20 protein-coding genes are annotated in these 23282 nt (G+C 50.6%); 11 read left to right on the top strand and 9 right to left on the bottom strand.

Annotated features, from left to right (window positions below):
- Nucleotides 1–178: 178 nt before the first annotated feature.
- From JT719_RS23250 to JT719_RS23230, 5 genes are all read left to right on the top strand, one after another.
- Complete coding sequence (locus tag JT719_RS23250) at nucleotides 179–1462, top strand: M16 family metallopeptidase (protein ID WP_207436169.1); 1284 nt, start codon at nucleotides 179–181, stop codon at nucleotides 1460–1462.
- Between the two features lie 486 nt (nucleotides 1463–1948).
- Entirely contained in the window at nucleotides 1949–2440 is a 492-nt protein-coding gene (gene ispF, locus JT719_RS23245) for a 2-C-methyl-D-erythritol 2,4-cyclodiphosphate synthase (RefSeq protein WP_207436168.1), read from the top strand.
- 117 nt (nucleotides 2441–2557) lie between these two features.
- Complete coding sequence (locus JT719_RS23240; protein WP_207436167.1) at nucleotides 2558–4207, top strand: M28 family peptidase; 1650 nt, start codon at nucleotides 2558–2560, stop codon at nucleotides 4205–4207.
- A gap of 214 nt (nucleotides 4208–4421) precedes the next feature.
- The gene (locus tag JT719_RS23235; RefSeq protein ID WP_242693438.1) at nucleotides 4422–5630 is read left to right on the top strand and encodes a thioredoxin family protein; all 1209 of its coding nucleotides are present in this window, start codon (nucleotides 4422–4424) and stop codon (nucleotides 5628–5630) included.
- Between the two features lie 263 nt (nucleotides 5631–5893).
- Nucleotides 5894–7276 (top strand): LutB/LldF family L-lactate oxidation iron-sulfur protein, encoded by a 1383-nt coding sequence (locus tag JT719_RS23230; protein WP_242693437.1) that lies wholly within the window; start codon nucleotides 5894–5896, stop codon nucleotides 7274–7276.
- Between the two features lie 102 nt (nucleotides 7277–7378).
- On the opposite strand, the gene JT719_RS23225 is transcribed toward JT719_RS23230, so the two are convergent.
- The 4 genes from JT719_RS23225 to JT719_RS23210 all read right to left on the bottom strand — a co-directional run bounded on the left by JT719_RS23225 (nucleotide 7379) and on the right by JT719_RS23210 (nucleotide 11956).
- A complete protein-coding gene (locus JT719_RS23225) occupies nucleotides 7379–7597 on the bottom strand; it encodes a hypothetical protein (RefSeq protein WP_207436165.1) in 219 nt (72 codons plus the stop codon).
- A 115-nt stretch (nucleotides 7598–7712) separates the two neighbouring features.
- Nucleotides 7713–8789, bottom strand: coding sequence for an aminotransferase class V-fold PLP-dependent enzyme (locus JT719_RS23220; protein WP_207436164.1), 1077 nt, complete (start codon nucleotides 8787–8789; stop codon nucleotides 7713–7715).
- A gap of 134 nt (nucleotides 8790–8923) precedes the next feature.
- On the bottom strand, nucleotides 8924–10816 hold the full coding sequence (serA, locus tag JT719_RS23215) for a phosphoglycerate dehydrogenase (RefSeq protein ID WP_207436163.1): 1893 nt from the start codon (nucleotides 10814–10816) through the stop codon (nucleotides 8924–8926).
- A gap of 183 nt (nucleotides 10817–10999) precedes the next feature.
- Nucleotides 11000–11956 (bottom strand): asparagine synthetase A, encoded by a 957-nt coding sequence (locus JT719_RS23210; RefSeq protein ID WP_207436162.1) that lies wholly within the window; start codon nucleotides 11954–11956, stop codon nucleotides 11000–11002.
- 162 nt (nucleotides 11957–12118) lie between these two features.
- Between JT719_RS23210 and JT719_RS23205 the strand changes: the two genes are divergently transcribed.
- Complete coding sequence (locus JT719_RS23205; RefSeq protein ID WP_207436161.1) at nucleotides 12119–12592, top strand: Lrp/AsnC ligand binding domain-containing protein; 474 nt, start codon at nucleotides 12119–12121, stop codon at nucleotides 12590–12592.
- A gap of 100 nt (nucleotides 12593–12692) precedes the next feature.
- Nucleotides 12693–13577: a glycerophosphodiester phosphodiesterase gene (locus JT719_RS23200; protein ID WP_207436160.1), complete on the top strand. Its 885-nt coding sequence runs from the start codon at nucleotides 12693–12695 to the stop codon at nucleotides 13575–13577.
- Nucleotides 13578–14165: 588 nt separating this feature from the next.
- Here JT719_RS23200 and JT719_RS23195 read toward each other — a convergent pair.
- From JT719_RS23195 to JT719_RS23185, 3 genes are all read right to left on the bottom strand, one after another.
- Nucleotides 14166–15308, bottom strand: coding sequence for a DUF4407 domain-containing protein (locus JT719_RS23195; RefSeq protein WP_207436159.1), 1143 nt, complete (start codon nucleotides 15306–15308; stop codon nucleotides 14166–14168).
- 184 nt (nucleotides 15309–15492) lie between these two features.
- Nucleotides 15493–16236: a hypothetical protein gene (locus JT719_RS23190; RefSeq protein ID WP_207436158.1), complete on the bottom strand. Its 744-nt coding sequence runs from the start codon at nucleotides 16234–16236 to the stop codon at nucleotides 15493–15495.
- A gap of 37 nt (nucleotides 16237–16273) precedes the next feature.
- On the bottom strand, nucleotides 16274–17059 hold the full coding sequence (locus JT719_RS23185) for a hypothetical protein (protein ID WP_207436157.1): 786 nt from the start codon (nucleotides 17057–17059) through the stop codon (nucleotides 16274–16276).
- Nucleotides 17060–17216: 157 nt separating this feature from the next.
- Between JT719_RS23185 and JT719_RS23180 the strand changes: the two genes are divergently transcribed.
- Both JT719_RS23180 and JT719_RS23175 read left to right on the top strand, forming a co-directional pair.
- Complete coding sequence (locus JT719_RS23180) at nucleotides 17217–18413, top strand: cation:proton antiporter domain-containing protein (RefSeq protein WP_207436156.1); 1197 nt, start codon at nucleotides 17217–17219, stop codon at nucleotides 18411–18413.
- 52 nt (nucleotides 18414–18465) lie between these two features.
- A complete protein-coding gene (locus JT719_RS23175; protein ID WP_207436155.1) occupies nucleotides 18466–18996 on the top strand; it encodes a hypothetical protein in 531 nt (176 codons plus the stop codon).
- 89 nt (nucleotides 18997–19085) lie between these two features.
- Here the strand turns inward: JT719_RS23175 and sdaAA are convergent, their stop codons facing one another.
- On the bottom strand, nucleotides 19086–19991 hold the full coding sequence (gene sdaAA, locus JT719_RS23170) for an L-serine ammonia-lyase, iron-sulfur-dependent, subunit alpha (RefSeq protein ID WP_207436154.1): 906 nt from the start codon (nucleotides 19989–19991) through the stop codon (nucleotides 19086–19088).
- Between the two features lie 221 nt (nucleotides 19992–20212).
- Here sdaAA and JT719_RS23165 point away from each other — a divergent pair, with 221 nt between their 5' ends.
- Nucleotides 20213–20764 (top strand): Crp/Fnr family transcriptional regulator, encoded by a 552-nt coding sequence (locus JT719_RS23165; protein ID WP_207436153.1) that lies wholly within the window; start codon nucleotides 20213–20215, stop codon nucleotides 20762–20764.
- Nucleotides 20765–20830: 66 nt separating this feature from the next.
- On the top strand, nucleotides 20831–21400 hold the full coding sequence (locus tag JT719_RS23160; RefSeq protein ID WP_207436152.1) for a DinB family protein: 570 nt from the start codon (nucleotides 20831–20833) through the stop codon (nucleotides 21398–21400).
- A 66-nt stretch (nucleotides 21401–21466) separates the two neighbouring features.
- On the opposite strand, the gene JT719_RS23155 is transcribed toward JT719_RS23160, so the two are convergent.
- Nucleotides 21467–22882, bottom strand: coding sequence for a thioredoxin-like domain-containing protein (locus tag JT719_RS23155; RefSeq protein ID WP_207436151.1), 1416 nt, complete (start codon nucleotides 22880–22882; stop codon nucleotides 21467–21469).
- Nucleotides 22883–23282: the final 400 nt, after the last annotated feature.

Raw genomic sequence — 23282 nt, 5'->3', positions numbered from 1 at the left:
TACGGCAATCAATGAAGGGGAGAAATAGTAGCTTAGTTATTTTTACTTTTGTCATTTAAGGGCTATTTCTGCGAAAACAGGCCCAAAATAGAACGCGCAGGGCTGGTCTGCAACACCGCCCGGCCCGGCGCGTTAGAATGATACCTTACCAAAAGGAGCTTCTTTTTAGCTTAGACTTATGATTCATTTCAAAGAATTTACCTTAGATAACGGCCTGCGTTGCATTGTGCACGAAGACCCCACCACGCCGCTGGCGGTTTTGAACGTGCTCTACAACGTGGGCTCCCGCGATGAAGACGAGCAGCATACAGGCTTTGCGCACCTGTTTGAGCACCTGATGTTCAGCGGATCGGTGAACATTGCCAACTATGACGAGCCGCTGCAGCAGGCCGGCGGAGAGAATAACGCCTTCACCTCCCCTGATATTACCAACTACTACCTCACCGTGCCGGCGCAGAACATTGAAACCGGCTTCTGGCTGGAGTCTGACCGCATGCTGAGTCTGGCGTTCAGCGAGCACGGCCTGGAAGTGCAGCGCAAAGTAGTGGTGGAGGAGTTCAAACAGAACTATCTGAACCAACCCTACGGCGATGTGTGGCTCAAGCTTCGGCCGCTGGCGTACAAAACGCACCCGTACAAGTGGGCTACCATCGGCAAGGAGATCAGCCACATTGAGAACGCCGTGATGGACGATGTGCGGGCGTTTTTCCAGAAACACTACTCGCCAGCCAACGCCATTCTGGTAGTAGGCGGCAACATCACCTTTGAGCGTGCCAAAGAACTCGCCGAGAAATGGTTCGGCCCTATTCCGGGCGGCGTGAAGTACGAACGCAACCTGCCACAGGAGCCCCGCCAAACCGAGGCGCGCCTGCTGGAAGTGGAAGCCGAAGTGCCGCTCACCGCGCTCTACAAAGCCTACCACATGCCCGGCCGCACCAACCCCAACTACTACGCCGCCGATCTGCTGAGCGATGTACTGGGCCGCGGAGATTCTTCCCGCCTGTACAACGAGCTGGTGAAAGAGCAGAAACTGTTCAACTCCATTTCCTCCTTCGCGACGGGATCGCTGGAACCAAGCTTGCTGGTGATCCAGGGCAAACTGAACGTGGGCGTAGATCCGCAAGCTGCCAATGCCGCCGTAGAGGCCATTGTGGAGAAAATCCGGAGCGAGCACGTGAGCGAGGAAGAACTGCAGAAGGTGAAAAATCAGGCCGAGACATCTATTGTCTTCTCGGAGATTGAGCTGCTGAACCGTGCCATGAACCTGGCCTTCGGAAAACTGATGGGCAACCCCAACTTCATCAACGAGGAAGGCGCGCTGGTACAGGCCGTCACCTCAGAAGACATCTACCGCCAGGCCCAGGAAATCCTCCGCCCCGATAACTGCTCTACGCTTATCTACAAAGCAGCCCCCGGCAACGAGGCCCAGGAAGAACTGGAAGAAGTACAGGAAGAGAACTAACCTGTTTCGGGGCTGATTTCTGAAAATCACCCCCGAAACGGAAAACTTCTGCAGAGGCCTTTTACAAGCCCTGCGTTTCCGCTGACGATTCAATCCATTATTCTTCTTCTTTTGTCATCCTGAAAGGATCTTGTGAGCGAACGGCATAGGCGTTTGATTAGCGCTACTACCATTCGCCTACAAGATCTTTCCAAGATGACAGATGGGGTGATTTGTTTCAACCTATCAAAAAGGCACTACGCGAACAAAGCTTAGCATCTCACTTCAGAGACCTGCCTTCCTGCCCTTGTTGGTGTTATCACCAACAAACCCAAGGCTGCCCTTGTAAAGCAAGCGTTCACCCGCTTGTTGGTGATAACACCAACAAGGGCTAAGAATGACAGAAAGTGCCAAGAATGACAAATAGTGTGATTTACTTTGCACTATTAAAAAGACACTACGCTAACAAAGTCTAGCATCTAACCTCTAGTTGCTAGCATCCACTCTATGAGCTTTAACATAAGAACCGGCTTCGGCTATGACGTGCACCAACTTAAGGAAGGCCTGGACTTCTGGTTGGGCGGCATCAAAATTCCTCACACGCACGGCGCTTTGGGCCACTCGGACGCTGATGTGCTGATCCACGTGATCTGCGATGCCCTACTGGGAGCCGCCAACCTGCGCGACATCGGCTACCATTTCTCAGACAAAGACCCAAAGTACAAAGGCATTGACAGCAAAATCCTGCTGCGCGAAGTCATGAATTTGATCCGGGAGAAAGGCTACGAGGTGGGCAACATTGATTCTACCGTATGCCTGCAGGAACCCAAGGTGAACCCCCATATTCCGGCCATGAAAACCTGCCTGGCCGAGGTGATGGGCATTCCGGAGGATGACGTTTCTATCAAAGCCACTACTACCGAGCAACTGGGGTTTGTGGGCAAGAAAGAAGGCGTGGCTGCGTATGCCACCGTGCTCATCCACCGCCAGGCGCAATAAAATGACAGCCGTTTTCAGCTTGTTTTAACAAAATCAGGGCGAAAACGGCTATCGTTTGTTCGTTCGGCAAAAAATGAGTACCATTAAGGTCTTATTCCAGATCAACAGACAAGTTTCATGAAAAAACATTTGTATACGTTGGGCCTGGCCGCCGCTTTCCTGTCGGCTTGCTCATCGTCTCAAACTCCTTCTGCTTCCAACGCGGGAGGTGCTGCCGCGGGCAGTAGTTCGGCCGCTTCCCCAGCCGCCGCCAATCCTACGCAGTACGCCAACACCATCACGGCCGCCGATTTAGAGAAATACCTGCGCGTATTAGCCTCTGACTCACTGGAGGGTCGCGAAACCGGTGAGCGTGGCCAGAAAATGGCCGCTGAATACATTGCCAACCACTTCAAGGCGAACGGCGTTCCGGGTCCGGTAAAAACCGGTTCCAACCCGTATTACCAAGCTTTTGACCTGGAGAAAAGCAGCTGGGGCGAAGGCTACGTGACCGTGGGCTCCAAGCGGTTCACCATGGGCAAAGACTTCTACGTGCTGGGCGCTTCGCCGTACCAGAACGAGGAAACCGCGCAAGTGGTGTTTGCCGGCTACGGCATTGATGAGCCTGCCTACTCAGACTACACCAACCTGGACGTGACCGGCAAAGCCGTGGTAGTACTGGCCGGTGAGCCTAAGAAAGCCGACGGCAACTACCTCATCAGCGGCTCAGATAAAATGAGCACCTGGTCACAAGACGCCCGCACCAAAGCCGCCGCTGCCACCAAGAAAGGCGCGAAAAGCGTGCTGGTAGTGATGGGCACCACCGATGCCGAGTTCCAGCAACTGACTGGCCGCTACGCCGGCATGTTGTCTCGTCCGTCCATCGGGTTTGGCACTACTGCTACCCAGCCTCGTGCCGCTAACATCTACATCTCGCCAAGCATGGCCGCCGCGTTGCTGAACACCAAGCCAGAGCAATTGGCTAACTACGGTGCCTCAGTGGCCAAAGCCGGAAAAGCAGTGGCTTCTCCTTACAAAGTGGCGACCAACGTAAAGATCAAAACCGCCCGTAACCGCCAGCCATTGCCTACCGAGAACGTATTAGGCTACGTGGAGGGCTCTGACCTGAAAGACCAACTGATTGTGATCAGTGCGCACTATGACCACGAAGGCATCAAGAACGGCGTGGTGTACAACGGCGCCAACGACGATGGTTCTGGTACGGTAGCGGTAATGGAACTGGCCCAGGCCTTCTCTCAAGCGAAAAAGAACGGACACGGCCCGCGCCGCAGCATCCTGTTTTTGGCGGTAACCGGTGAAGAAAAAGGCCTGTTGGGTTCTGAGTACTACACAGACCATCCTATCTTCCCGCTGGAGAACACTGTGGCCGATCTGAACATTGATATGATTGGCCGTTCTGACAAGCAGCACGAAGGCAAAGCCGATTACATCTACGTGATCGGGTCAGACAAGCTTTCTTCTGAGTTGCACGCCATTTCAGAGAACGCGAACAAGACCTACACCAACCTGGATCTGGACTATACCTTCAATGATCCCAATGATCCTAACCGGTTCTACTACCGTTCAGACCACTACAACTTCGCCAAGCACCGTATTCCGATTGCGTTTTACTTTAACGGGGTGCATGATGACTACCACCAGCCTACCGATGACGTAGACAAGATCAACTTCCAGTCTGCCGAGAAAGTAACCCGCCTGGTGTTCTACACCGCCTGGGATCTGGCCAACCGCACTGAGCGCATCAAAGTAGACAGCAACAAGCGTTAAGCGAAGCTTATTTCAATCCTGAGTTCTGAGTCAGAAAGACGTTGCACCCAGAACGCATATGTAAAAAGGAGAGCCCCTGGTCTCTCCTTTTTTGTTTCCAGCGCTCTATTTTGCTACCTTGATCAGGGTCAAAACCAAGCTGTTTGCACCCATTAAGCACTTAAGCTGCCAGCGAACAGATAGTAATAAGTAAGCAGCCTCTACACAGCCAAGCATGTTCAAGGTTCATAGAATAACTTTTTCGGGGATCTGCGCGGCGGTTCTCTTCTTCTGTTTCTTGCAGGTGAAAGCGCAGGGAAAAACAGGTATTGCGTTTTTGCCCTCCTCTTGGGAAAATACGCTTAAAACAGCCCGGCAAGAAAAGAAAGCGGTATTCTTATATGTATCAGCGCCCGGTTGCAGGTATTGCCGGCAAATGGAGAAAGAGATTTTTCCCACAGAAGAAGTTGCCCGCTTCTACAACGCCACGTTTGTGAGCTATAAAATCAATTTTGAAGACCAGGCAGAGGGAGAGGCATTGGCAAAGAAATACGGCATCACGGGGTTTCCCACTTATGTGTATTTAGACAAAGACGGAGAACTGTTGCACCAGAGCGGCGGTGGCAAGTCTGCGGCAGACTTCATTGCAGATGCTCAAAATGCTTTTGATCCAGACAAAGCGCTTTTTTCCCTGAAAAGAAGGTATGACACCGGCGAAAGATCGGCCGCCTTTTTGTTCCACTACAGCAATGCCCTGGCCCAGTTTCACCAAACCGATAGCCCAGAAGAGACGGTTGTGGCCCAATACCTGGCCACCCAAACGCCGGCGCAACTAGCATCAGAGGAAAACCTGCATTTTATCTTTTCCAGGTATCTGGGCTTCCGTTCTTCGGCTACACAGTACTTTTTACGGCACCAAGGCCAATTTCTGCCTTTGTTCAAAGAAGAGGTAAAACACAAAGCCCAAAGAATCATCACCCAAACCGCCCAGATGGCGGGTACAGAGAACGATCTGGTCCTATTGCAAGAAGTACAGCAAGCCGTTGCCTCCAATTTCAGAGACGCTGAACGGCTGAATGCCCTCGCCATGATATACTTCTACGCCGGACGCAAGGACTGGCGCAGGTACGCTCAGGAGACGCTGGCATACAGTAAAACACTGGCAGGAGATGATTGGCGCACATTGTACGAGACGGGCATGTACCTCAATGCCTTTGCCAAAGACAAAGAAGCGATGGAAATAGGCACCCAACTTATGAAAAGAGCCGTGGCCTTGCATAGAAACCCAGAGAACCTGTACCTGTACGCACGGCTCCAGCACAAGGCGGGAAGAGAGGCAAAGGCAACCAAAGCGGCTAAAGAAGCCCTGGACCTAGCAAAAAGCACCGGAGAAGACACCAGCGACATCAGTGCCTTTCTAACTGAACTGAAGTCCGGCAGCTAAAGACATCGTTTTAGGCTTGTTTACAGAAAATCAACCCCGAAATGTATCTGATGCCCCTTCTTCACGTTATCTGCCAATAGAAAGACATCTGTAATAGAAAACGGGCCCAGCTACAGGCAGCAACAATCTATGATTAGCGTGTGCCTTTTTGTCTATTTGCGCTTATGGTTCGTTAATTTTGCAGACATCTTAAGAATCAGTAGATTCTCTTTTTAATCAGTAGATTTGGCACAAGCCCCTTTACATATATTCGGATAAGTACCTTGAGCATAAAACTAAAGCAATTTCTGCAAGACTCAGAGATCAAGGCGTTTGACCTGGACCATCGGCAGAAGATCCGCTTCAACATAGGCAAGTACAACGCCGCCGTGCAGAACGGAATGACCGCCTACCAGCACCATGAACTGGCGCGGGAACGGGCCTCCTTTCTCAAAACCCAGGTCATCAACAACCTGGACAAGTACCTGGTGGAGTTTGAGAACAATTTCACCAAACGGGGCGGAAAAGTGATCTGGGCGCAGAACGCCGAGGAAGCCCTGCGCGAGATTGGCGCCATTATGAAACGCAAACGCGCCAAATCGGTGGTGAAGTCCAAGTCTATGAGCACCGAGGAGATTCACCTGAACGACTACCTGGAGAAAAACGGCATAGAAACGGTGGAGACAGACCTAGGCGAATACATTGTGCAGCTCGCCGATCAGCGGCCCTACCACATTGTGACCCCGGCCATGCATATGTCTAAAAAGGACATTTCAGAACTGTTTCACCAGAAACTGAACATTCCGCTCACCGATGACGCGCAGCAACTGGTGCTCACTGCCCGCAACCTGCTGCGCGAGAAATACACCCAGGCCGAAGTAGGTATCAGCGGGGCCAATTTCCTGATTGCCGATGTGGGCGGTATTGCCGTTACGGAGAACGAAGGGAACGCCCGCCTCTCCACCACGTTCCCTAAGACGCACATCGCCATTGCCGGCATTGAGAAGCTGATCCCGTCTATGCTGGACCTGGATCTGTTCTGGCCTCTGCTGAGCACCAGCGGCACCGGCCAGAACGTGACCATTTATAACACGATCCTGACGGGCCCAAGACAGCCCACCGAGAAAGACGGCCCTGAGGAAATGTACGTGGTCTTGCTGGACAACGGCCGCACCAACCTGCTGGCCCAGCCTGAGCAACGCGAAGCCCTGAACTGCATTAGATGCGGCGCGTGCCTCAATGTGTGCCCCGTGTACAAGAACATTGGCGGCCATACCTATGAGACTACGTACAGCGGCCCCATTGGCTCGGTCATAACACCGCACCTGGCGAGCATGGAAGAACACAAGCACCTGAGCTACGCCAGTTCTCTGTGCGGGGCCTGTACCAGCGTGTGCCCGGTAAAGATCAACCTGCACAGCCTGCTTTTGCTTAACCGCAAACAAAGCGTGGAGGAAGGCTTGGTAGATAAGAATGAAAAGCTGGCGTTCAAATTCTGGATGAAAGGCATGAAGAACCGACGGTTACTCAACTTTGCGCCTGCCTCGGTGAAGAACTTTGTGCTGGGCCATGTACAGAAAGAAACCTGGAGCAAACGCCGCGAACCATTGGTAGCCGCTCCGCAATCTTTCAACGAGATGTGGCGAAAACAGCGTAAAAACAGCTAAAACAAAAAAGCCTTCTGCATTCAGAAGGCTTTTTTGTTGCTCTAAAAGCAAAGTATTAAAAGGGTTTAGCCCAAAATACAGGCTTTTGCAGAAGGCAGAAGATTACCAAAGTGATTTCTTCTTACGGTTGCTGCTGTACTTTTTAGTATAACTTCCATTGTTCCGCTTGATTTGCTTGTATCTGGCCTTGGAGTACTTTTTCTTCTTCTTGAAGAAAGGAAGTTCCTCTTTGGCCATTACAACTTCCGGAGCGGCAGTTGCAACTGGGGCAAACGATAAAGCAAAAGCACAAAGCACAAGAGTAAGTAAATACTGTTTCATGAGGGCGTTAGTTGTTTTGTTATATACAATAGATTTTACGCCCAATTTTATACAATTGATTTTAAAAATTCAAATAAAAAATATAACTAAAATTAACCAATTGACTTTATCTAAGTCAAACCTGCTTTAATTGCGCCAGCAAATCATTCATATCTTCCTCAGACACAGCGGGAAAGTTGGCTATCCTGATCTGGGTGTCTTTGTGCGCACCATAGCCAGACCCAACCACTAGTCCCTGCGCTTTTAACTTGGCAATTACCTCTGCCGCAGGCTTATCCAACACATCGGCTACCAAGACAGTTGGAGACCGATGGGCTTTTTCCTGTACAAAAGGTGCAAACCGGGCACTTTCCTCTAAGAACGAATACACCCGTTGCGCCTTCGTCTCAGTCTCTTTTCTAATCTGATCAACTCCTTTTTCCAGCATGTCTTCCACCACATGGGTGAGCAGATAAATATCCAAGACGTTAGGCGTACACGGCGTCTGGAACTGCTGATACTGGTCTTGCAAAGAGTGGATGCTGTAGTGCCCGCCGGTATATTGCTTTCCTTCCAGGGCGGCTGCTTTCTCCCGGCTCCGGCCATTCACCAGCCACACGCCCAGCCCGGCCGGCAAACCAAAGCCTTTCTGCACCGAGAAGAAGGCCATATCAACCTTTGAGAAATCAAGCGCGGCATACGGTGCCCCAGACACAATGTCCACTGAGATCAACGGCTCAGGAAAACGCTCACGCAGGGTGTGGATATCTTCTACCGGCACGCACACCCCAGAACTGGTTTCGTTCTGGGTAACGGCCAGCAGCTCAGTACCAGTTGGTACCTGAATCTGGTCAAGCGAAAAACCTTGCCCAAACGGCACTTGCAGTACCTTTGCGTTCCGGCCCAGCCATTTGGCATGATCTAGGTATTTTTTGGAGAAAGAGCCATTCACCAGGTGGTAGGTGTTTGCGGCGGTTAAACTCTGGAGGCTTCGTTCCCAGATCTCGGTAGCCGAGCCGGTAAAGTAAATGGCATAATCATCGGGTAGCTGGAACAGGGCCCGCAGCGCCACATCTGCCCGGCGATATAAATCTTTGAACGCCTGGCTCCGGTGCGATTGGGAAAACACCTGTTTGTCTAACGCATTCTGTAGATGCTTTGCCACGGTTGGGTACAGTTGCGCCGGGCCGGGAGTGAAATAAACGGGAGCCATCTTTTTAAGGAGTGATTGAGTGAATTGGTGAATGATTGAATAAAAGAACCTGTTTTAAACCTGTTTTCATGGAAACAGGCCTAAAACAGGTTTAAAAGTATCACGATGATGATACTTGATACGTGCTACATGGTCTAGTACAGCGTCCGGGACTTGATGGTATCCGGGATCTGCTTCAGTTGCTTGATCACTGAGCGGTCATACCTGGTGTCCACATCGGTGATCACGTAACCAATGGTTTCGTTCGTTTTCAGGTACTGGCCCAGAATGTTGATCTGGTTTTCGGCCAGCACGTTGTTGATTTTGGCCAGGATACCAGGCACGTTCCGGTGGATGTGGATAAGGCGGTGCGCATTACGCAGAGCCGGCAACTGCAGGTTAGGGAAGTTCACGCTGTTGTAAGAACCACCGGTGTTGATGTAGTCAATCATCTTGGACGGCACGTACTGCGCTATGTTCTCCTGGGCTTCCTCGGTACTACCGCCCACGTGCGGACTCAGCAAGGTGTTAGGCAATCCGCGCAGCGGCGACTCAAACGTTTCCTGGTTGTTTTTAGGCTCATAAGGGAAAACGTCTACCGCGCAGCCTCTGATCTTACCGCTCTTGATGTTCTCGGCTAAGGCTTCTACATCCACCACGTGGCCCCGGGCCAGGTTCAGGAACAGCACACCCGGCTTCATGAGCTCAAATTCCTTAGGCCCGATCAGGTTCTTGTTATCAGGGCGGCCGTCTACGTGCAGGGTAACAATATCGGCTAAGGCTAACAATTCATTCAGGGAGTGGCATACTTTAGCATTACCCAGGGCCAGTTTGTCTACCACGTCATAGAAGTACACTTCCATGCCCAGGCTCTCGGCCAGGACAGACAATTGAGAGCCTATGTTGCCGTACCCAATGATGCCCAGCTTTTTGCCTCTGATCTCATTGGAGCCTTTGGCCGATTTATCCCACTCGCCCTCGTGCAGGCGGTTGCTTTTCTGCACCAATCCGCGGGAAAGCATGATGATCTCGCCAATGGCCATCTCCACCACGCTGCGGGTATTGCTGTACGGCGCATTGAATACAATGATGCCGCGCTCTGTGCAGGTTTTCAGGTCTATCTGGTTTGTACCGATGCAGAAGGCGCCCACCGCCATCAGGCGTGGCGCATGCTCCAGGGCTTTGGCGGTCACCTGGGTTTTAGACCGGATGCAGAGAATAGAAACATCGTGCAGACGGGCGCAAAGCTCTTCTTCCTCCAAGGCACCGGCTACTACTTCTACCTGGTATCCTTCCTGCCGGAACATGTTCACCGCCCGCTCATGGATACCCTCCAGCACCAGCACTTTGATGCGGTTCTTAGGGTAAGAAAGGGCACTGGGCAGTTTGTTCACATACAGGAACTCGTCTAGCGTAGGAGTAACATGGTCTGCCATGCCCACTACTTTGTCGCGGCTCACATTCTCAGTGAAGGCGTAGAATTTATCAGCGATGCCGGCTTCCTTGATCTCGTAATCAGTGTAACCATCCCCGATGACGTAGACTTCGCCGGGCAGGCTCAGGGCTTTTATTTGCTTGGCTTTCCCCTGGTTCTGGGTAAGCACGTTGCTGCGGTCAAACCCTATGATGTTGCCGGCCTCGTCATACAAGAAGCTGTTGGCAAACACGTGCTCGGGTTTCACGCCTAACTCCTGAACAATGGGCACAATGAACTCTTTGAAGCCGTTGGAGATGATGTAGATATCGTCTTTAAAAGCCTCAAAGAAAGCCTTGTTATGCTTGAAAGATTCAGAGATCTGCCCCCGCAGGTGTTCAATGAGCGTGTCAATGTGCTCCCGGTTAGCCTGCAACAAGGCCAGACGCTGGTCCAGAGACTCCACTAAAGGAATCTCGCCTTCCATGCCCAGGTCTGTGATGCGCTGTATCTCTGTGAGCACCTTCTGTCTGCGAGCCGGGTCGGGAATGCAGATGGCGCAAAGCTCATCCAGGGCCTCTACCTTGGTGAAGGTACTATCAAAATCAATGATGAAATGCTTGTGCGTATTCATGTAAGATAAGGTTACGGCCCTGAGCAAACTATCTCTGTCTCAGCACCTGGTTACCATTATGCCACTTAAAAGAATTGGCTCCCCAATATCGGGGAGTATATGGTTAAATGAAAAGCGTTTTGAATCTGTTTTTCAGAAAACAGGTCCAAAACGCTTCTTTTTTTTAAAGAATACCTGTTTTTGTTAGAAAAGTGCCGGGGTACCCGGGCGGCGGGAGAACGGAGTTACCTCATTGATGTCTTTGATACGGCAGATGAACCGGGCCATGCGCTCTACCCCAAAACCCGCCCCGGCCGAGTAAGGCAACCCATACTCTTTGGCTACTTGCAGGTAGTATTTGAAGGCCTCTTTGTCAGAACCGGTCTCGTCCATGCGCTTCAGGATCTGGTGGTACTCATTTTCGCGCTCTGCGCCAGACAGTCCTTCGCCAAAGCCCTCGGGCCAGATCAGGTCATAGTTGAGGTAGGTTCCGGGCTTGGCGGGGTCTTCCTTGTCATAGAACTCGCGCCGGTGGTTCAGGAGCCAAAATGGTTTTACGGCTTCCTGTGATTTGAGGTGCTCATAGTCTGCGCCGTACTGGGCCTCCAGTTCCTCGGTCCGGTGAATCTCCAGTTGCCCTATCTCCGGCAGGCCGTCTGGGCGGTATCTGTCCACTATCTCCGGCAGATCCCTTGTTACTGCAGAGAAGACAAAGCGCACCAGGTCTTCCATGAACGCCCGCACAAAAGGACCGTCTTTATCGCGGAACTCAAAATCTACCTGCGTAAACTCAAACATGTGACGGCCCGTAAATGCACGGTCGGCAAACTCTAAACGAACGTTAGGTGACACTATGTACAAAGCCTCCAGTTCTGGGTTCAGCAAGGCCAGTTGTTTATGGAAAATCATGGACTTGGTCAAACTCCAGCGACTACCGGCGTACGTGATAGCGGCATCTACCACGCCATGGTTCAAAGGATCTGTAATGGGAGAAAGCATCAAAGGCATTACCTGTACCAGCCCACGCTCAAACATGAATTGGTGCACGGCCCTGATGATGGCTTGCTGCACTTTGAGCACGTCTACGGTAGAAGGCCCCTTTAATTGGGCTAAAGTAGCTTCTAAACTTACCTTTGCGTCTTCAATTAAGTCGGTTGGCATAGAAATTTTTATAATTATAATAATTTTTTATTAGTTTTGTTAAAACAAACATAACGCTTTATCAAGTAAATTGATAATTCTGTAAATATTTTTTTCGTATCTTAGCACATCTGTAATAAGATATAAATTTCTTTGTTGAATTGTTAAAAACAGACCTATAAAATGGCCCAAGTTCCAGAGATTGATAATCTTGATAGAAGAATTCTTTCCATGCTAATGTTAGATGCTACCAGAGCCTACACAGATATAGCGAAAGAATTACAAGTTTCTGGGGGTACCGTACACGTGCGCATGAAGAAATTGGAGGATTTGGGGGTGATCAAAGGATCTCACCTCTTTATCAATCCCAATGCTGTAGGTTATGACATCTGCGCCTTTATTGGTATCTACCTGGAAAAAGGCTCAGCGTACCAGACTGCTGTGGCAGAAATGCGGCAAGTGCCCGAGATTGTGGAAATGCACTACACCACCGGGCAGTGGAGCATGTTCGCCAAAATTATTTGCCGTGACACCCTACACCTGCGCGAAGTTCTGAACGAGAAAATTCAGACCATAGGGGGCGTAGAGCGCACCGAGACCTTTATCTCCCTGGAGGAAAGTATCACCCGCCAGGTAGACATTCTGCCTCCCAAATAGAAAGTTCTGATTTGCCCACAGAAGCCCTGTTAGCCCGTTGGGCGAATTAGAAAAAGTATTATCTTTCAACGCTGAATCCTGTAGAAAGGTCAGCGTATCTATGAGCGGAAGACCATCGGGCACCAATTGGGTTTATCTGAAAGTAAGGCAACTCTTCTTGCCTTTGCTGTTGCTTTGCATTACGGCCTGCGGCAGCTCTGATACCCCGGAGAAAGGGATTGTCCTGAAGAAGCAGGCCCGCAAGGTAAGCGTGATTGCCCACCGGGGTGCCTCTGGTATTGCTCCGGAGAACACGTTACCGGCCATCAAAAAGGCCCTGGAAACTTCCGCTGATTTCATAGAGATTGACGTTCACCAAAGTAAAGACGGCCAGGTAGTAGTGATCCACGACCCTACCGTAGACCGCACCACCAACGGGACCGGTCGGGTTGCCGATCTTACTTTGGCAGAACTCAAGAAGCTGGACGCCGGCATCAAGTTTGACTCCTCTTTCACCGATGTCCGCATTCCCACCCTCGCGCAGGTGCTGCGCACCGTCAAAGGCAAAAAGAAACTGCTGATAGAACTCAAAAAAGGCGAGGAAGAGTATTACCAAGGCCTGGAGGAGAACACCATCAAAGTCATCAGAGAGAACCGGGCGCAGGACTGGTGTGTGCTGCAATCCTTTTATGACCCTGTTCTGGAGCGCATCTGGCAAGCAGATTTTGTTATTCCTACCCATAAACTCATGGTGGGCAAGATCCCGTTTCTTCCCATCTACATTGACCATGAGCTGAAATTCGGGAATTTAGACCGCTACTCAGAAGCCACCGCCATCAACATCCACCGGTACTTCGCCTCCAAAGCCCTTATTAAAAAACTACACGGCCAGGGTTTCAAGACCTTCATCTGGACCGAAGACAAGCCCCAGAACATCCAAAGCCTCTTTGACCTTGGCGCCGATGGGGTTATGACCAACCACCCAGAACTGATCAGCCGCGAATAACCCGTTTCCGGGCTGATTTCAAGATTCTAGGCTTGAAACAGATTGGGTGCAAGTAAGGCACGAGCGGGACGCTCGCGCCAGCGGATCAGCAACCGTGTCTTTGAGGCTAGCGCCTCACGGCAGTTGCAAACTGCCATCATGGTAGGTCCAAGTCACAGACTTGAACCATAGTAAGGTAAGGCAATCCGTGCGGGAGAAAAGGCAGTGCCTTGTCTGTACGGTTCCATCATCACACGAATTCCATCATTACTGCTTATGACTCTTTCCCCTATTCCAGTCTTTCGGGCGAGCGCCTTAGCAGGTTCCGGTGCCGCCAGGCATTGCGACCGCCAGGGAGCAAAGGAAGCTGGTACAGCGCGAGCGCGGAAGACGGGGCCCTGCGGCCGTGAGCGCATACCGCCAACTATGCAAATAGCCGTTCATAAATCCATAGGCAAGCGGAAGTCACGCTAGCATCAGCAAAACTCCTTCAAAACGTAAAGCATTTTGGAGCTGACTCCTAAAAACCAGCCCCAAAACAACTGAAACAAAAAAGCCGAAACCACAATCAGCGGCTTCGGCTTTCCATAAGAGCCAACAAAAAGACTCTTAGTAATTCTCCATGTAGCTATCCGTTTCGCGACGAATCTTCTCTTTGCCGGTTTTCAGGCGGGCATGCGCGTTGGTACGGGCTAGCTCCAGATCGGTGTCAGAATCCACTTTGATGGTTTCGCGGCGGTTATAGCTGTAGTGTTCCATGCGGGCTTCTTTGCCGGCCTCATCAATGACTTTGCGGGTATCGTACTCGCGGCGGCGCTGCTCCAGTTTCTCCAGGCTATCCAGCTCAGTGGTGCTTTCTACATCGCGGAGCAGGTCATCGTACGGACCGCGTTTGGAGATGAGCTTGGTAAATATTGGGGCCGTTTCAAGGCAGATGAACAGCAAGGTGATGAAAAAGCTGGGCAACCAGGGCAGCTTGTCCAATGCTTCCAGACGAGCCATCAGGCCGCCGTACTCTTCAAAGCGGGCTTTGCCCTGGGCAATGGTTTTGTCGCGTTGAGCGGTAAGCGTGTCTATGCGTTTCTGGCGCTCGGCAATGAGCAGGCTGTTTTGCTCTTGCAGGAGCTTCAGTTCGGCTTCAATCTTATCGTACTGAGCCTTTTTCTCCATGAAAATGGGACCGCGGCCAATCTTTTTGGTACCACCGGTTCCATCGCTCTCGGCGCTCATCTGGGCGTAGAGCGTGTCGCGCTGGGCAGATTTGGTGGCAATCTCGGCCTTGATGTGGTCAATGTCCTTGCGCACCGAATCAGTCTCGGTAAATTGCTGGTTTACCAGTTTCTGGTGTTCAATGGCCAACTGCGCTTTTTTCTCCTCCAGCACGCTGTCTATCTCCTTCTGGAAAATACGCAGCTCCAGAGGCTTGGAAATCACTAGGGCCAGCACCAGGGCCAGTACCAACCGAGGGAGCACCATCAGGAACTCCTTGCCAAATCTGCCCTCCTTCCGGATGGTAGAAACAATGAACCGGTCCAGGTTGAAGATCACGGCGCCCCATAGCAATCCAAAAGCCACCGCAGCCACCACAGAGTCAAAAACGGTGTACAGCGCGTACCCGCCAGACAAAGCGGCCAGCACTCCGGTGAACAGAACGGTGGCCCCAATCCCCCCAAACTTGATGTGCTCAGACTTGGAGCATTGTCTTAAAATATCATCATCGGCGCCTGCGCACCACCAGAAAAAATCTCTCATATAAAACGGAAACACGGGCGTGTCTCCTGGCTAAAAAACTGATAACTGATTAACGACAAAGGTGGCAGATTTCCTGTAAGTTATGCTCACTTGAAAGCAAAATATAAAGAAAAAACCACAGCTTCTCTGGGCAGAGTAGCTGTGGCGGTAACTTGTTGTAGTTCAGTTTGGTTCCTGATGCCTGCTATTGATTTTCCGGGTCTAGTTTGTTGTACAAAAGCAGCGAGCCGCAGGCGCTGGCCAGTACCATTTTCATGTCTGGCGAAAGCGTGTTCTTCATCCATACCTTTCCGCTGTTCACAGTTTGCACCGTAGCCAAGACATGGCCCTCGCGGGAAAATTCATACCCTAGCGCGGTACCCGAGGGCAAAGATTTGCCTTCCCATTTGTATAGCGGGAACACCTCAATTTCGTTGGTCCCATTGCTGATTTTCCCAATGAAGTTTTTCCGCTCCATGTAATTGCCCGGATCTGCCAGGGTCATGCGCCACTCCCCGCTCTCCGGTGACCGGAAAGCCACCTGCAGGAACTCGCGTTGCTTGTCAAGGTTCACAGACCAACCGGAGGCCTGGGCAGTTGTGGTGTTGAGCATGGCAGCGGCTTGCACCAACCAGGTTTTCTGTTGCGTGGTATCGGTCACGCCAAAGCTGTATTTCTGGTAGGCATCTGATACCTGAAAAACACTGCCCTCGCCGTAATCGGCGCGCCGGGTCCAGCCCCGCTGGATGTCCTCTAACTTGTAAGTCCCAAACCCGAATCCTTTCTCTTTTCCCAAAGAAAGCCTGAAAGCAGAACGGCCTTGTACGGGCATAGCAGTGGCATCCTGAGACATGCCCTCACTTACCCGCATATCGGGCACAGAGCAACCGTTAACACTGAAAAGGGCAGAGGCAACAGCAGAAAACAAAAGGGTTTTAAAGCGGATCATGGTCATGAAAGGGTTAAGGGCAAAGGTCTAGGAACAATTAATTTCTAAGCGAGATGGGTACTTTTACTTTGGCGTTCTGCGGCTCGGCGGGGTTGGTTCTTTCCAGCTTCTGGTACAGTAGCAAGGACGCCGAAGCAGCGCTTAACAGCCGTTGCTGCTCAAAGCTCAGGTCTTTTCTAACCCACACTTTGCCTTTGTTCAACACCTGTACCGCTCCCAACACTTCCTTCCCAGACCTGAACTCATAGCCCAAGATAGTGGAGGAACCTACCCGGTTAGGATTCTTGAAGTTATACACCGGCTCAATATGGATTTCCCGGTCATCGCTCTGCAGGATCCCCAGGAAACTGCTGAAGCTGAGGTCTGCGCCGGGGTCTTTGGTAATCAGTTTCCAGGGAGTGCCTCCGGCCAAATGGATGGTGCTCACGAACACTTCCCGGTCATCGCCCCCCACACCTACGGAGAAGATCTTCCCCAGCTTTATTTCCTTGGAATCTAAGCCTGCCTCGCAGCTGACGTACGTAGAACCACCGGTACTGTCCTGCAAGGCAAACTCAAAGCGCTGGCTTACCTTCTGAGATGAGAAGGGCCCCACCGAAGCACCTTTTGTCTTTACCCCGCCGCGGTGAACATCGGTCACGGCAAAGCTCCCGATCTTGAAATCTTTCTTCAGGCTGATGGTTTTGCGGCCGGTTACCGGCAGTTCTTTGCTGGGCTGAAGCAGTGCTTCGCTCTGGTACATTTCAGCGGTTTTGCAGCTACTGAGAAAGGCAGAACAGAGTACAGTCAACAGGGCCAGAGGCAGGATCTTTTGCAATTTCATGCGGGTTGGTAAGGATGCTTGCGTATCTTAGTGATGGTAAAGAGACCGGCTTGTGGCTGTTTACCCCTATTGAAAGCAGCCTATTTTCCTTAAAACAGGCGTAAAACAGCCTGGCATATAAGCTTTCATAGGCATTGTGCAACTTACCCCATCGCCAATGATATTAGATGCCTATACCCTTCTTATCATTCTCAGCAGCCTAATTGTTCTCTCTTATGTGTTTGATCTGGGCGCGAAACGCTCCAAGATTCCATCGGTTATTTTCCTGCTTACCACCGGTATTCTGTTAAAGGTAGCGGCTACTTACTTTCATGTTACGTTACCGGGTATCAGAAGCGTGCTGGAGCTGTTCGGGATCATCGGGTTGATCCTGATTGTGCTGGAGGGCGCCCTGGACCTGGAGCTAACCAGAGAGAAGCTGCCCCTTATCAAGAAAACCCTGCTTACCGCCACGGCCACGCTTCTTATTACAGCCGCGCTTATAGCCTGGTTTGTGGCTTTCTGGCTCAAAGTGCCTTACCACATAGCCATTATCAATGCTATTCCGCTGGCGGTTATCAGCAGCGCCATTGCTATTCCCAGTGTCTCCAACCTCACCCCTGAAAAACGCGAATTCATTGTCTATGAAGCCACGTTTTCAGACATCATTGGCATTGTGGCCTTTAACTTTGCCGTGCAGAACGAGCATGTAGGCATTGGCTCCTTTGTGAGTTTGGCGGTTGATTTGGTCAGCATTTTCCTGATCTCTGTTGTCTGCTGTCTGCTGCTGCTGTTCTTTGTGGATAAGATCAAAACGCACATCAAGTTCTTCCTGATCATTGCTATCCTTATTCTGCTGTATTCCATTGGTAAAAAGCTGCACCTTTCTTCTCTGCTGATGGTGCTCTGTTTTGGCTTGATGCTGAACAATGCCCATCTGTTCATTAAGAACAGACTGGCCAAATACATCAGCCTGGAATCTTTGAAGTCTGAGATTGTGATGCTGAAGCAGATCAACGGGGAGAGTGCCTTTGTGATCAGGACGTTCTTTTTCCTGCTCTTCGGGTTTTCCATCAACCTGCAGGAGCTTTTCCAGCTAGATGTATGGGTACTGGGCTTTACCATTTTCAGTATCATCCTGCTGGTGCGGTACGCTTACCTGCAAGTGATAGCCAAGGTGCCGCTCATTCCAGAGTTGTTCATTGCTCCGCGAGGCCTGATCACCATTCTGCTCTTCTACAGCATTCCCCCGCAGTATTCCATTGAAGGCATGAACGAAAGCGTGCTCTTCTTTGTGGTGATCCTTTCTGCCCTGCTTATGATGACCGGTCTGCTGCTCACCCGCAACAGCGTACGCGATATCCCAGACTATTAATTCTGCACGAAAAGCTGTGCAAATCTCTCCCGAAAAGCGTAGCTTTATTTCTATGAGAAAAGCATTAGTGATAAGCCTCTTAGGGATGCTCTTTGCCTCCACTGGCTGGGCACAATCCCAACCGGGTAGTCTATTGCCTTCTTTAGAGAACAGACGACCCATTACGCGCACGGGCCTGGCCACCGTCTCTAACACCGGCCCTTTGCTGCTGCTAGGAGCTCATGAAACAGATTACGCCTCTTTAGTGGTAGACCCCAAAGAAATAAAGGTGGTTCAAGCCTACAGAGACTCTGCTATCTTGGCTCCCCTGGGGGCTAAAGCCCGATACGGTGTTTGGGCCATTGAACTGAAGAACAGGAAAACCCTGCTTAAGCTAAATGATGTGCTGGACTATTTCAAGGTCCCTTCAGACCACCGGCAACTGCGTGTTTTACTGAACAAGCAACCCGTGGACCAGAACCGTTTCCTGGCCGATATCAAAAGAATTGAGAAAGTAGAAGTAATTACGCAGGATAAAACCAGCCCTATCCGCCTTAGCTGGGACGAGAACGAACAGTTCCTGAATATTGTAACGGTTAACTAGAAGCCTGTAAAGCAGCACTCCCGTTTTAGGGTTGATTTGAGTAAATCAGCCTTAAAACGGGAGTGCTGCTTTTAAGAACCATTTAGTCTTTACACAGTGTCCTCATCGGGCAGAATCTCTACATCCTGCACCAAGACCATGTTTTCAATCTCGCGGCCTTTAGGTGTATTGGCCAAGCCTCCTAAAGCAGTTTCCTTGTACTTGGTTTCCATGCTCTGGCCTACCTCGCCCAAAGCCATCACACACTGGTCTACCGGAATTACGGGGTTCACCCCGGCAATGGCAATCTGAGCGCTAGAGAACGCAATAGCCGCTGCGCTGGCGTTCCGCACAATACAAGGCACCTCCACCAGGCCGGCCACCGGATCACAGATCAAGCCCAGCATGCACTGAATGGTGATGGCCACGGCCGCAAACGCCTGCTCCACGGTGCCACCCAGGCAATACACAATGGCCCCGGCCCCCATAGCGGCCGCGCTGCCTGTTTCGGCCTGGCAACCACCCACAGCTCCGGCTAACGAAGCATTGGTTTCTATGATCAAGGCGATACCGGCGGCTACCAATAACCCTTCGTGGATCTTGCGGTCATCCAGCCCGTGCAGCTCTTGGATAGTGGTTAAAATACCCGGCAAGATGCCCGAAGCTCCGGCGGTAGGCGCAGCTACCACCCGGCCCATGCAGGAGTTCACTTCCTTGGCTCCCAATGCCCGGCTGATGAGCTGCTGAAACTCTTTGGACAACACCGTTACGGGTGCGGCAGCCACTTTCTTAGCGCCGTTATTGACCATACCCGAGCGCGAAGTCATGTCCTGGGTTAGTCCGGTCTTTACGGCATCGCGCATGACATCATACGCCCGCTGCAGTCCGGCCCAGATTTCCTCTTCAGTACGGCCTTTCTGCTCTATCTCGTAGGCCAGCACCGGTTGGTACAACGGTTCACCCGTTGCTTTACAATGCTGCTCCCAACTCGCAAAATCATTGAATAGTATTGACATATCTTCACTTCACCTTCTAAAACAAAGATCCACACTCCGTTTACTGGACTTTCTCTTTTCTTACGCTACGCCTCCCGTTCAGGAGCGATTAGCCTTTAAAATTACGGGAAAGAAAGAGAATTTAGGTATCTTCTCCTCTCAGAAACGCTAAAAAAGCTAACATTAGTTCTGAAATTGTTTTACGCCTCCTTTCAGAAAAAGAACTCAAAATCATACCCTCTATGCTGGCCTCTCTGCTGAAACAAGTTCCTCTCTTTTCTGATGACGATGTAGAGGCCTTTTTACCGCTCTGGAAGAAACGTTTTACCGTGAACAGGGGCGATTTCCTCATCAGGGAAGGGCAGACAGAACAGCATCTTTATTTTGTGGAAAGCGGCGCGTTAAGGCTGTATCTTCCTTCCGCGCACGAGGAAATCTGCGTAGGCTTTGCTTACCCCAATACGTTGATTACCGCTTTTCCGTCATTGGTGACGCAGACGCCGTCCCAGTACTGCATTCAGGCTCTGCGCAGAAGTGAACTGGTGGCCATCACCAAACCTGATTTCGACCAGATTCAGGAAAAACGGCCGGTATTCGGGAAGTTCTGGCGGATGGAACTGGAGAAAGCCTTGGTGGGTAAGATTGAACGGGAAGTGGATCTGCAGCTTCCTGACCCAGCCCAGCGCCTGGAACGACTGCTGCGCCGGAGCCCACATATCTTCCAGTTGGTGCCTAAGAAGTACATTGCCTCTTACTTGCGCATGACTCCGGAAACATTGAGCCGCATCATGTAAATCTTGATTTCAATCAAGGAACGGCATTCGCCAGGCCTATACCTTTGATAAAAAAATATAACCGCCATGAACTCAACCACTTTCCTCAACCAACTTCAGCAACTGGCCCAAGCCCAGAAAAGTACCGTCCGCACTGAGTTCCTACTTTTGGACAGTTCGGCTCTCAATTTCAAGCCTCATGCCACTGGCTGGAGCATTCTGGAGTGCCTGGAACACCTGAACCGCTACAGCCGCTTCTATCTGCCGCACGTGGAGATAGCCCTCTCTGCCACAGCTACTCCGCTCACACCTCAAGAAGTGCGTTACTCCTGGATAGGGAAAAAATCTTTGGAGGTAGTAAACCCCAATGGCACCAAGAAGCACAAAACACTCAAGCACATGAACCCGCATAACAGCCACCTAACCGAGGGGGTGATAGACGAGTTCCTGCAGCATCAAGACAAGCTCCTTCAGCTTCTTGCAACCGCGGCCAAGGCAGACCTCAATAAGAAGGCTATTCCGGTGGAATTCTTCCGTTTGCTTAAGATGCGGTTAGGCGAAGCTCTTGAGTTTCTGGTATTGCACCAACAGCGCCACCTGCAGCAAGCCCAAGGCGTAAAAGCCCAAGTACAACAGCCTATTAGTCTGGTGATGTAAAAGCAGCGGGGAAACCTGATTTTTCAAGAGAGTCTATTAACCTATGTTCTCAGACAAGGGCATAGATTAAAACCGAACAGCAACTATCTCCCGCTCCCCGGTCTGCAGATTTACTTTCCAGAGCTCGTGCTTATTGGTGTTCGTGATCCATAAATGGCCTTCATGGAAGAGTACATCATTCGGTTCATCCAAGCCAGCTACCACGGTCTTGATGCGCTCACTAGCCAGATTCATTATCTTGATTTTGCCGTTGTAGGTATCCGCGACATAGAGGTCACCACCATGAGCAGTAATGCCCATGCAGTGCTGCAGCAATGCGTCATAAAAGTCGCCATCTTCGTCACCGAAATCAAAAAGCCCTTGCCCAATGAGCGTAGACACCGATCCCTGGTTTAGATTTACAGCTCTGATAGCGCTGGCTTCGGGATCAGCCACGTAGAGGATTCCATTTTGTAATGCAAGTCCACTGGGTTGGTTGAAAGCGGCTTCATGTAGGGAACCGTCTGCCAGAGCCTCGCGGCCAGTACCTGCAAACCGATATACTTTCTCAGTTGTCAAATCCATGCGGAGAATCTGGTGGTTGCCTGCGCTGGCAATGTAGAGTGTGTTGCCCTCTATAACTAAATCCCAAGGACTGTTAGGATTAACAGGCACACCTATCTCCTCATGAAAGAAATAGTAGCTTAGCTCACCAGTACCTGCGATAGTACTTACCTGTTCGGTTTGAAGGTTCACTTTACGGATAGCATTGTTTTTGGCATCGGCAACGTATAGGTAAGATCCATACAGGGCCAAACCATGTGGTTCATTGAATGTTGCCTCTAAAGCAGGACCATCCGTGAAACCAATTGAACCGCTGCCTATTACCTCCAGTACTTGGCCAGTGGCATTCAGCTTTAGTATTCTGTTGTTTCCACTGTCAGAGAGGTACAACAAACCTTTATTATCAGCAATAAGCTTGGAAGGAAACCTCAATTCAGTTGTTTCCAGAGTCTCACCCCTAAAGGGAATGGGGCTCAGGTTCAACTGTCCTTTAAATGTATCAATGAGTTCATCTATGTGAGGTTTTATGATGTCATAGATTCCTTCACCGGGCTTCTGACCTATGACTTTGCCGTAAGGATCAATGAGAACCACCGTAGGCCAGGCATTAACAGCATATTGTTTCCAGACCTCAAAGTCAGCATCATTTACCACAGGGTGCTCTATCCCAAACTTCAAGATGGCTTGCCGGATGGCATTCTGTTGCTTCTCGGCATCAAACTTTGCCGAGTGAACACCTATTACTACTAACTCGTTGGCGTACTCTTTCTCTAGACGCTTTAGGTCTGGTAGAATATGTTGACAATTGATACAGCCAAAGGTCCAAAAGTCAAGCAGTACGATTTTACCTCTAAAGTCTTTTAGTGAATAGGATCGATTAGTATTAAGCCATCCATGTCGGGTATTAATCTCTGGGGCATTAACGCGTCCGGTGAGCATAAACCTTCTTTTGAGTAAATGATCTGTATTTAATCTGCTTATACAACAATATGATGCTATATAGTTGTCAATTTACAATCAACAGATAAAAAGGAATGAATGATAGAATTTCAGTTCTACTCATTTTATTATACTGTCCGGTATACAAAATCGAAGAATGGGATATTCGGACAAGTAAGAAGGGTACAATATACTAGTTCAAACAGATTGGTAGTGATTCACCTAGCATGATTCTAGTATTGATAAAGGAAGGCCAGATAATACTGGTGTAATAGTGTTTGACACTATCGAGATAGAACCATTCCAATTCCCCCCTCCCCCCTGTTCCCGGAAACGGAAGAACCCCGCGGCTGTTTCCAGGGCGGGGTCCTTGTAAGGGGGTTGGCGGCGACCTACTCTC

The sequence above is a fragment of the Sabulibacter ruber genome, assembly GCF_017355955.1.
In the GTDB taxonomy this organism is placed as follows: domain Bacteria; phylum Bacteroidota; class Bacteroidia; order Cytophagales; family Hymenobacteraceae; genus Nibribacter; species Nibribacter ruber_A.
Note: the sequence above shows the minus strand (reverse complement) of the source record. Positions and strands in the feature narration are given on the sequence as shown.

What these genes read in the sequence shown, in the direction of transcription:
- JT719_RS23250 (WP_207436169.1), top strand. Translation starts at nt 179, where the DNA reads ATGATTCATTTCAAAGAATTTACCTTAGATAACGGCCTGCGTTGCATT.
- ispF (WP_207436168.1), top strand. Translation starts at nt 1,949, where the DNA reads ATGAGCTTTAACATAAGAACCGGCTTCGGCTATGACGTGCACCAACTT.
- JT719_RS23240 (WP_207436167.1), top strand. Translation starts at nt 2,558, where the DNA reads ATGAAAAAACATTTGTATACGTTGGGCCTGGCCGCCGCTTTCCTGTCG.
- JT719_RS23235 (WP_242693438.1), top strand. Translation starts at nt 4,422, where the DNA reads ATGTTCAAGGTTCATAGAATAACTTTTTCGGGGATCTGCGCGGCGGTT.
- JT719_RS23225 (WP_207436165.1), bottom strand. Translation starts at nt 7,597, where the DNA reads ATGAAACAGTATTTACTTACTCTTGTGCTTTGTGCTTTTGCTTTATCG.
- JT719_RS23220 (WP_207436164.1), bottom strand. Translation starts at nt 8,789, where the DNA reads ATGGCTCCCGTTTATTTCACTCCCGGCCCGGCGCAACTGTACCCAACC.
- serA (WP_207436163.1), bottom strand. Translation starts at nt 10,816, where the DNA reads ATGAATACGCACAAGCATTTCATCATTGATTTTGATAGTACCTTCACC.
- JT719_RS23210 (WP_207436162.1), bottom strand. Translation starts at nt 11,956, where the DNA reads ATGCCAACCGACTTAATTGAAGACGCAAAGGTAAGTTTAGAAGCTACT.
- JT719_RS23205 (WP_207436161.1), top strand. Translation starts at nt 12,119, where the DNA reads ATGGCCCAAGTTCCAGAGATTGATAATCTTGATAGAAGAATTCTTTCC.
- JT719_RS23200 (WP_207436160.1), top strand. Translation starts at nt 12,693, where the DNA reads ATGAGCGGAAGACCATCGGGCACCAATTGGGTTTATCTGAAAGTAAGG.
- JT719_RS23195 (WP_207436159.1), bottom strand. Translation starts at nt 15,308, where the DNA reads ATGAGAGATTTTTTCTGGTGGTGCGCAGGCGCCGATGATGATATTTTA.
- JT719_RS23190 (WP_207436158.1), bottom strand. Translation starts at nt 16,236, where the DNA reads ATGATCCGCTTTAAAACCCTTTTGTTTTCTGCTGTTGCCTCTGCCCTT.
- JT719_RS23185 (WP_207436157.1), bottom strand. Translation starts at nt 17,059, where the DNA reads ATGAAATTGCAAAAGATCCTGCCTCTGGCCCTGTTGACTGTACTCTGT.
- JT719_RS23180 (WP_207436156.1), top strand. Translation starts at nt 17,217, where the DNA reads ATGATATTAGATGCCTATACCCTTCTTATCATTCTCAGCAGCCTAATT.
- JT719_RS23175 (WP_207436155.1), top strand. Translation starts at nt 18,466, where the DNA reads ATGAGAAAAGCATTAGTGATAAGCCTCTTAGGGATGCTCTTTGCCTCC.
- sdaAA (WP_207436154.1), bottom strand. Translation starts at nt 19,991, where the DNA reads ATGTCAATACTATTCAATGATTTTGCGAGTTGGGAGCAGCATTGTAAA.
- JT719_RS23165 (WP_207436153.1), top strand. Translation starts at nt 20,213, where the DNA reads ATGCTGGCCTCTCTGCTGAAACAAGTTCCTCTCTTTTCTGATGACGAT.
- JT719_RS23160 (WP_207436152.1), top strand. Translation starts at nt 20,831, where the DNA reads ATGAACTCAACCACTTTCCTCAACCAACTTCAGCAACTGGCCCAAGCC.
- JT719_RS23155 (WP_207436151.1), bottom strand. Translation starts at nt 22,882, where the DNA reads ATGCTCACCGGACGCGTTAATGCCCCAGAGATTAATACCCGACATGGA.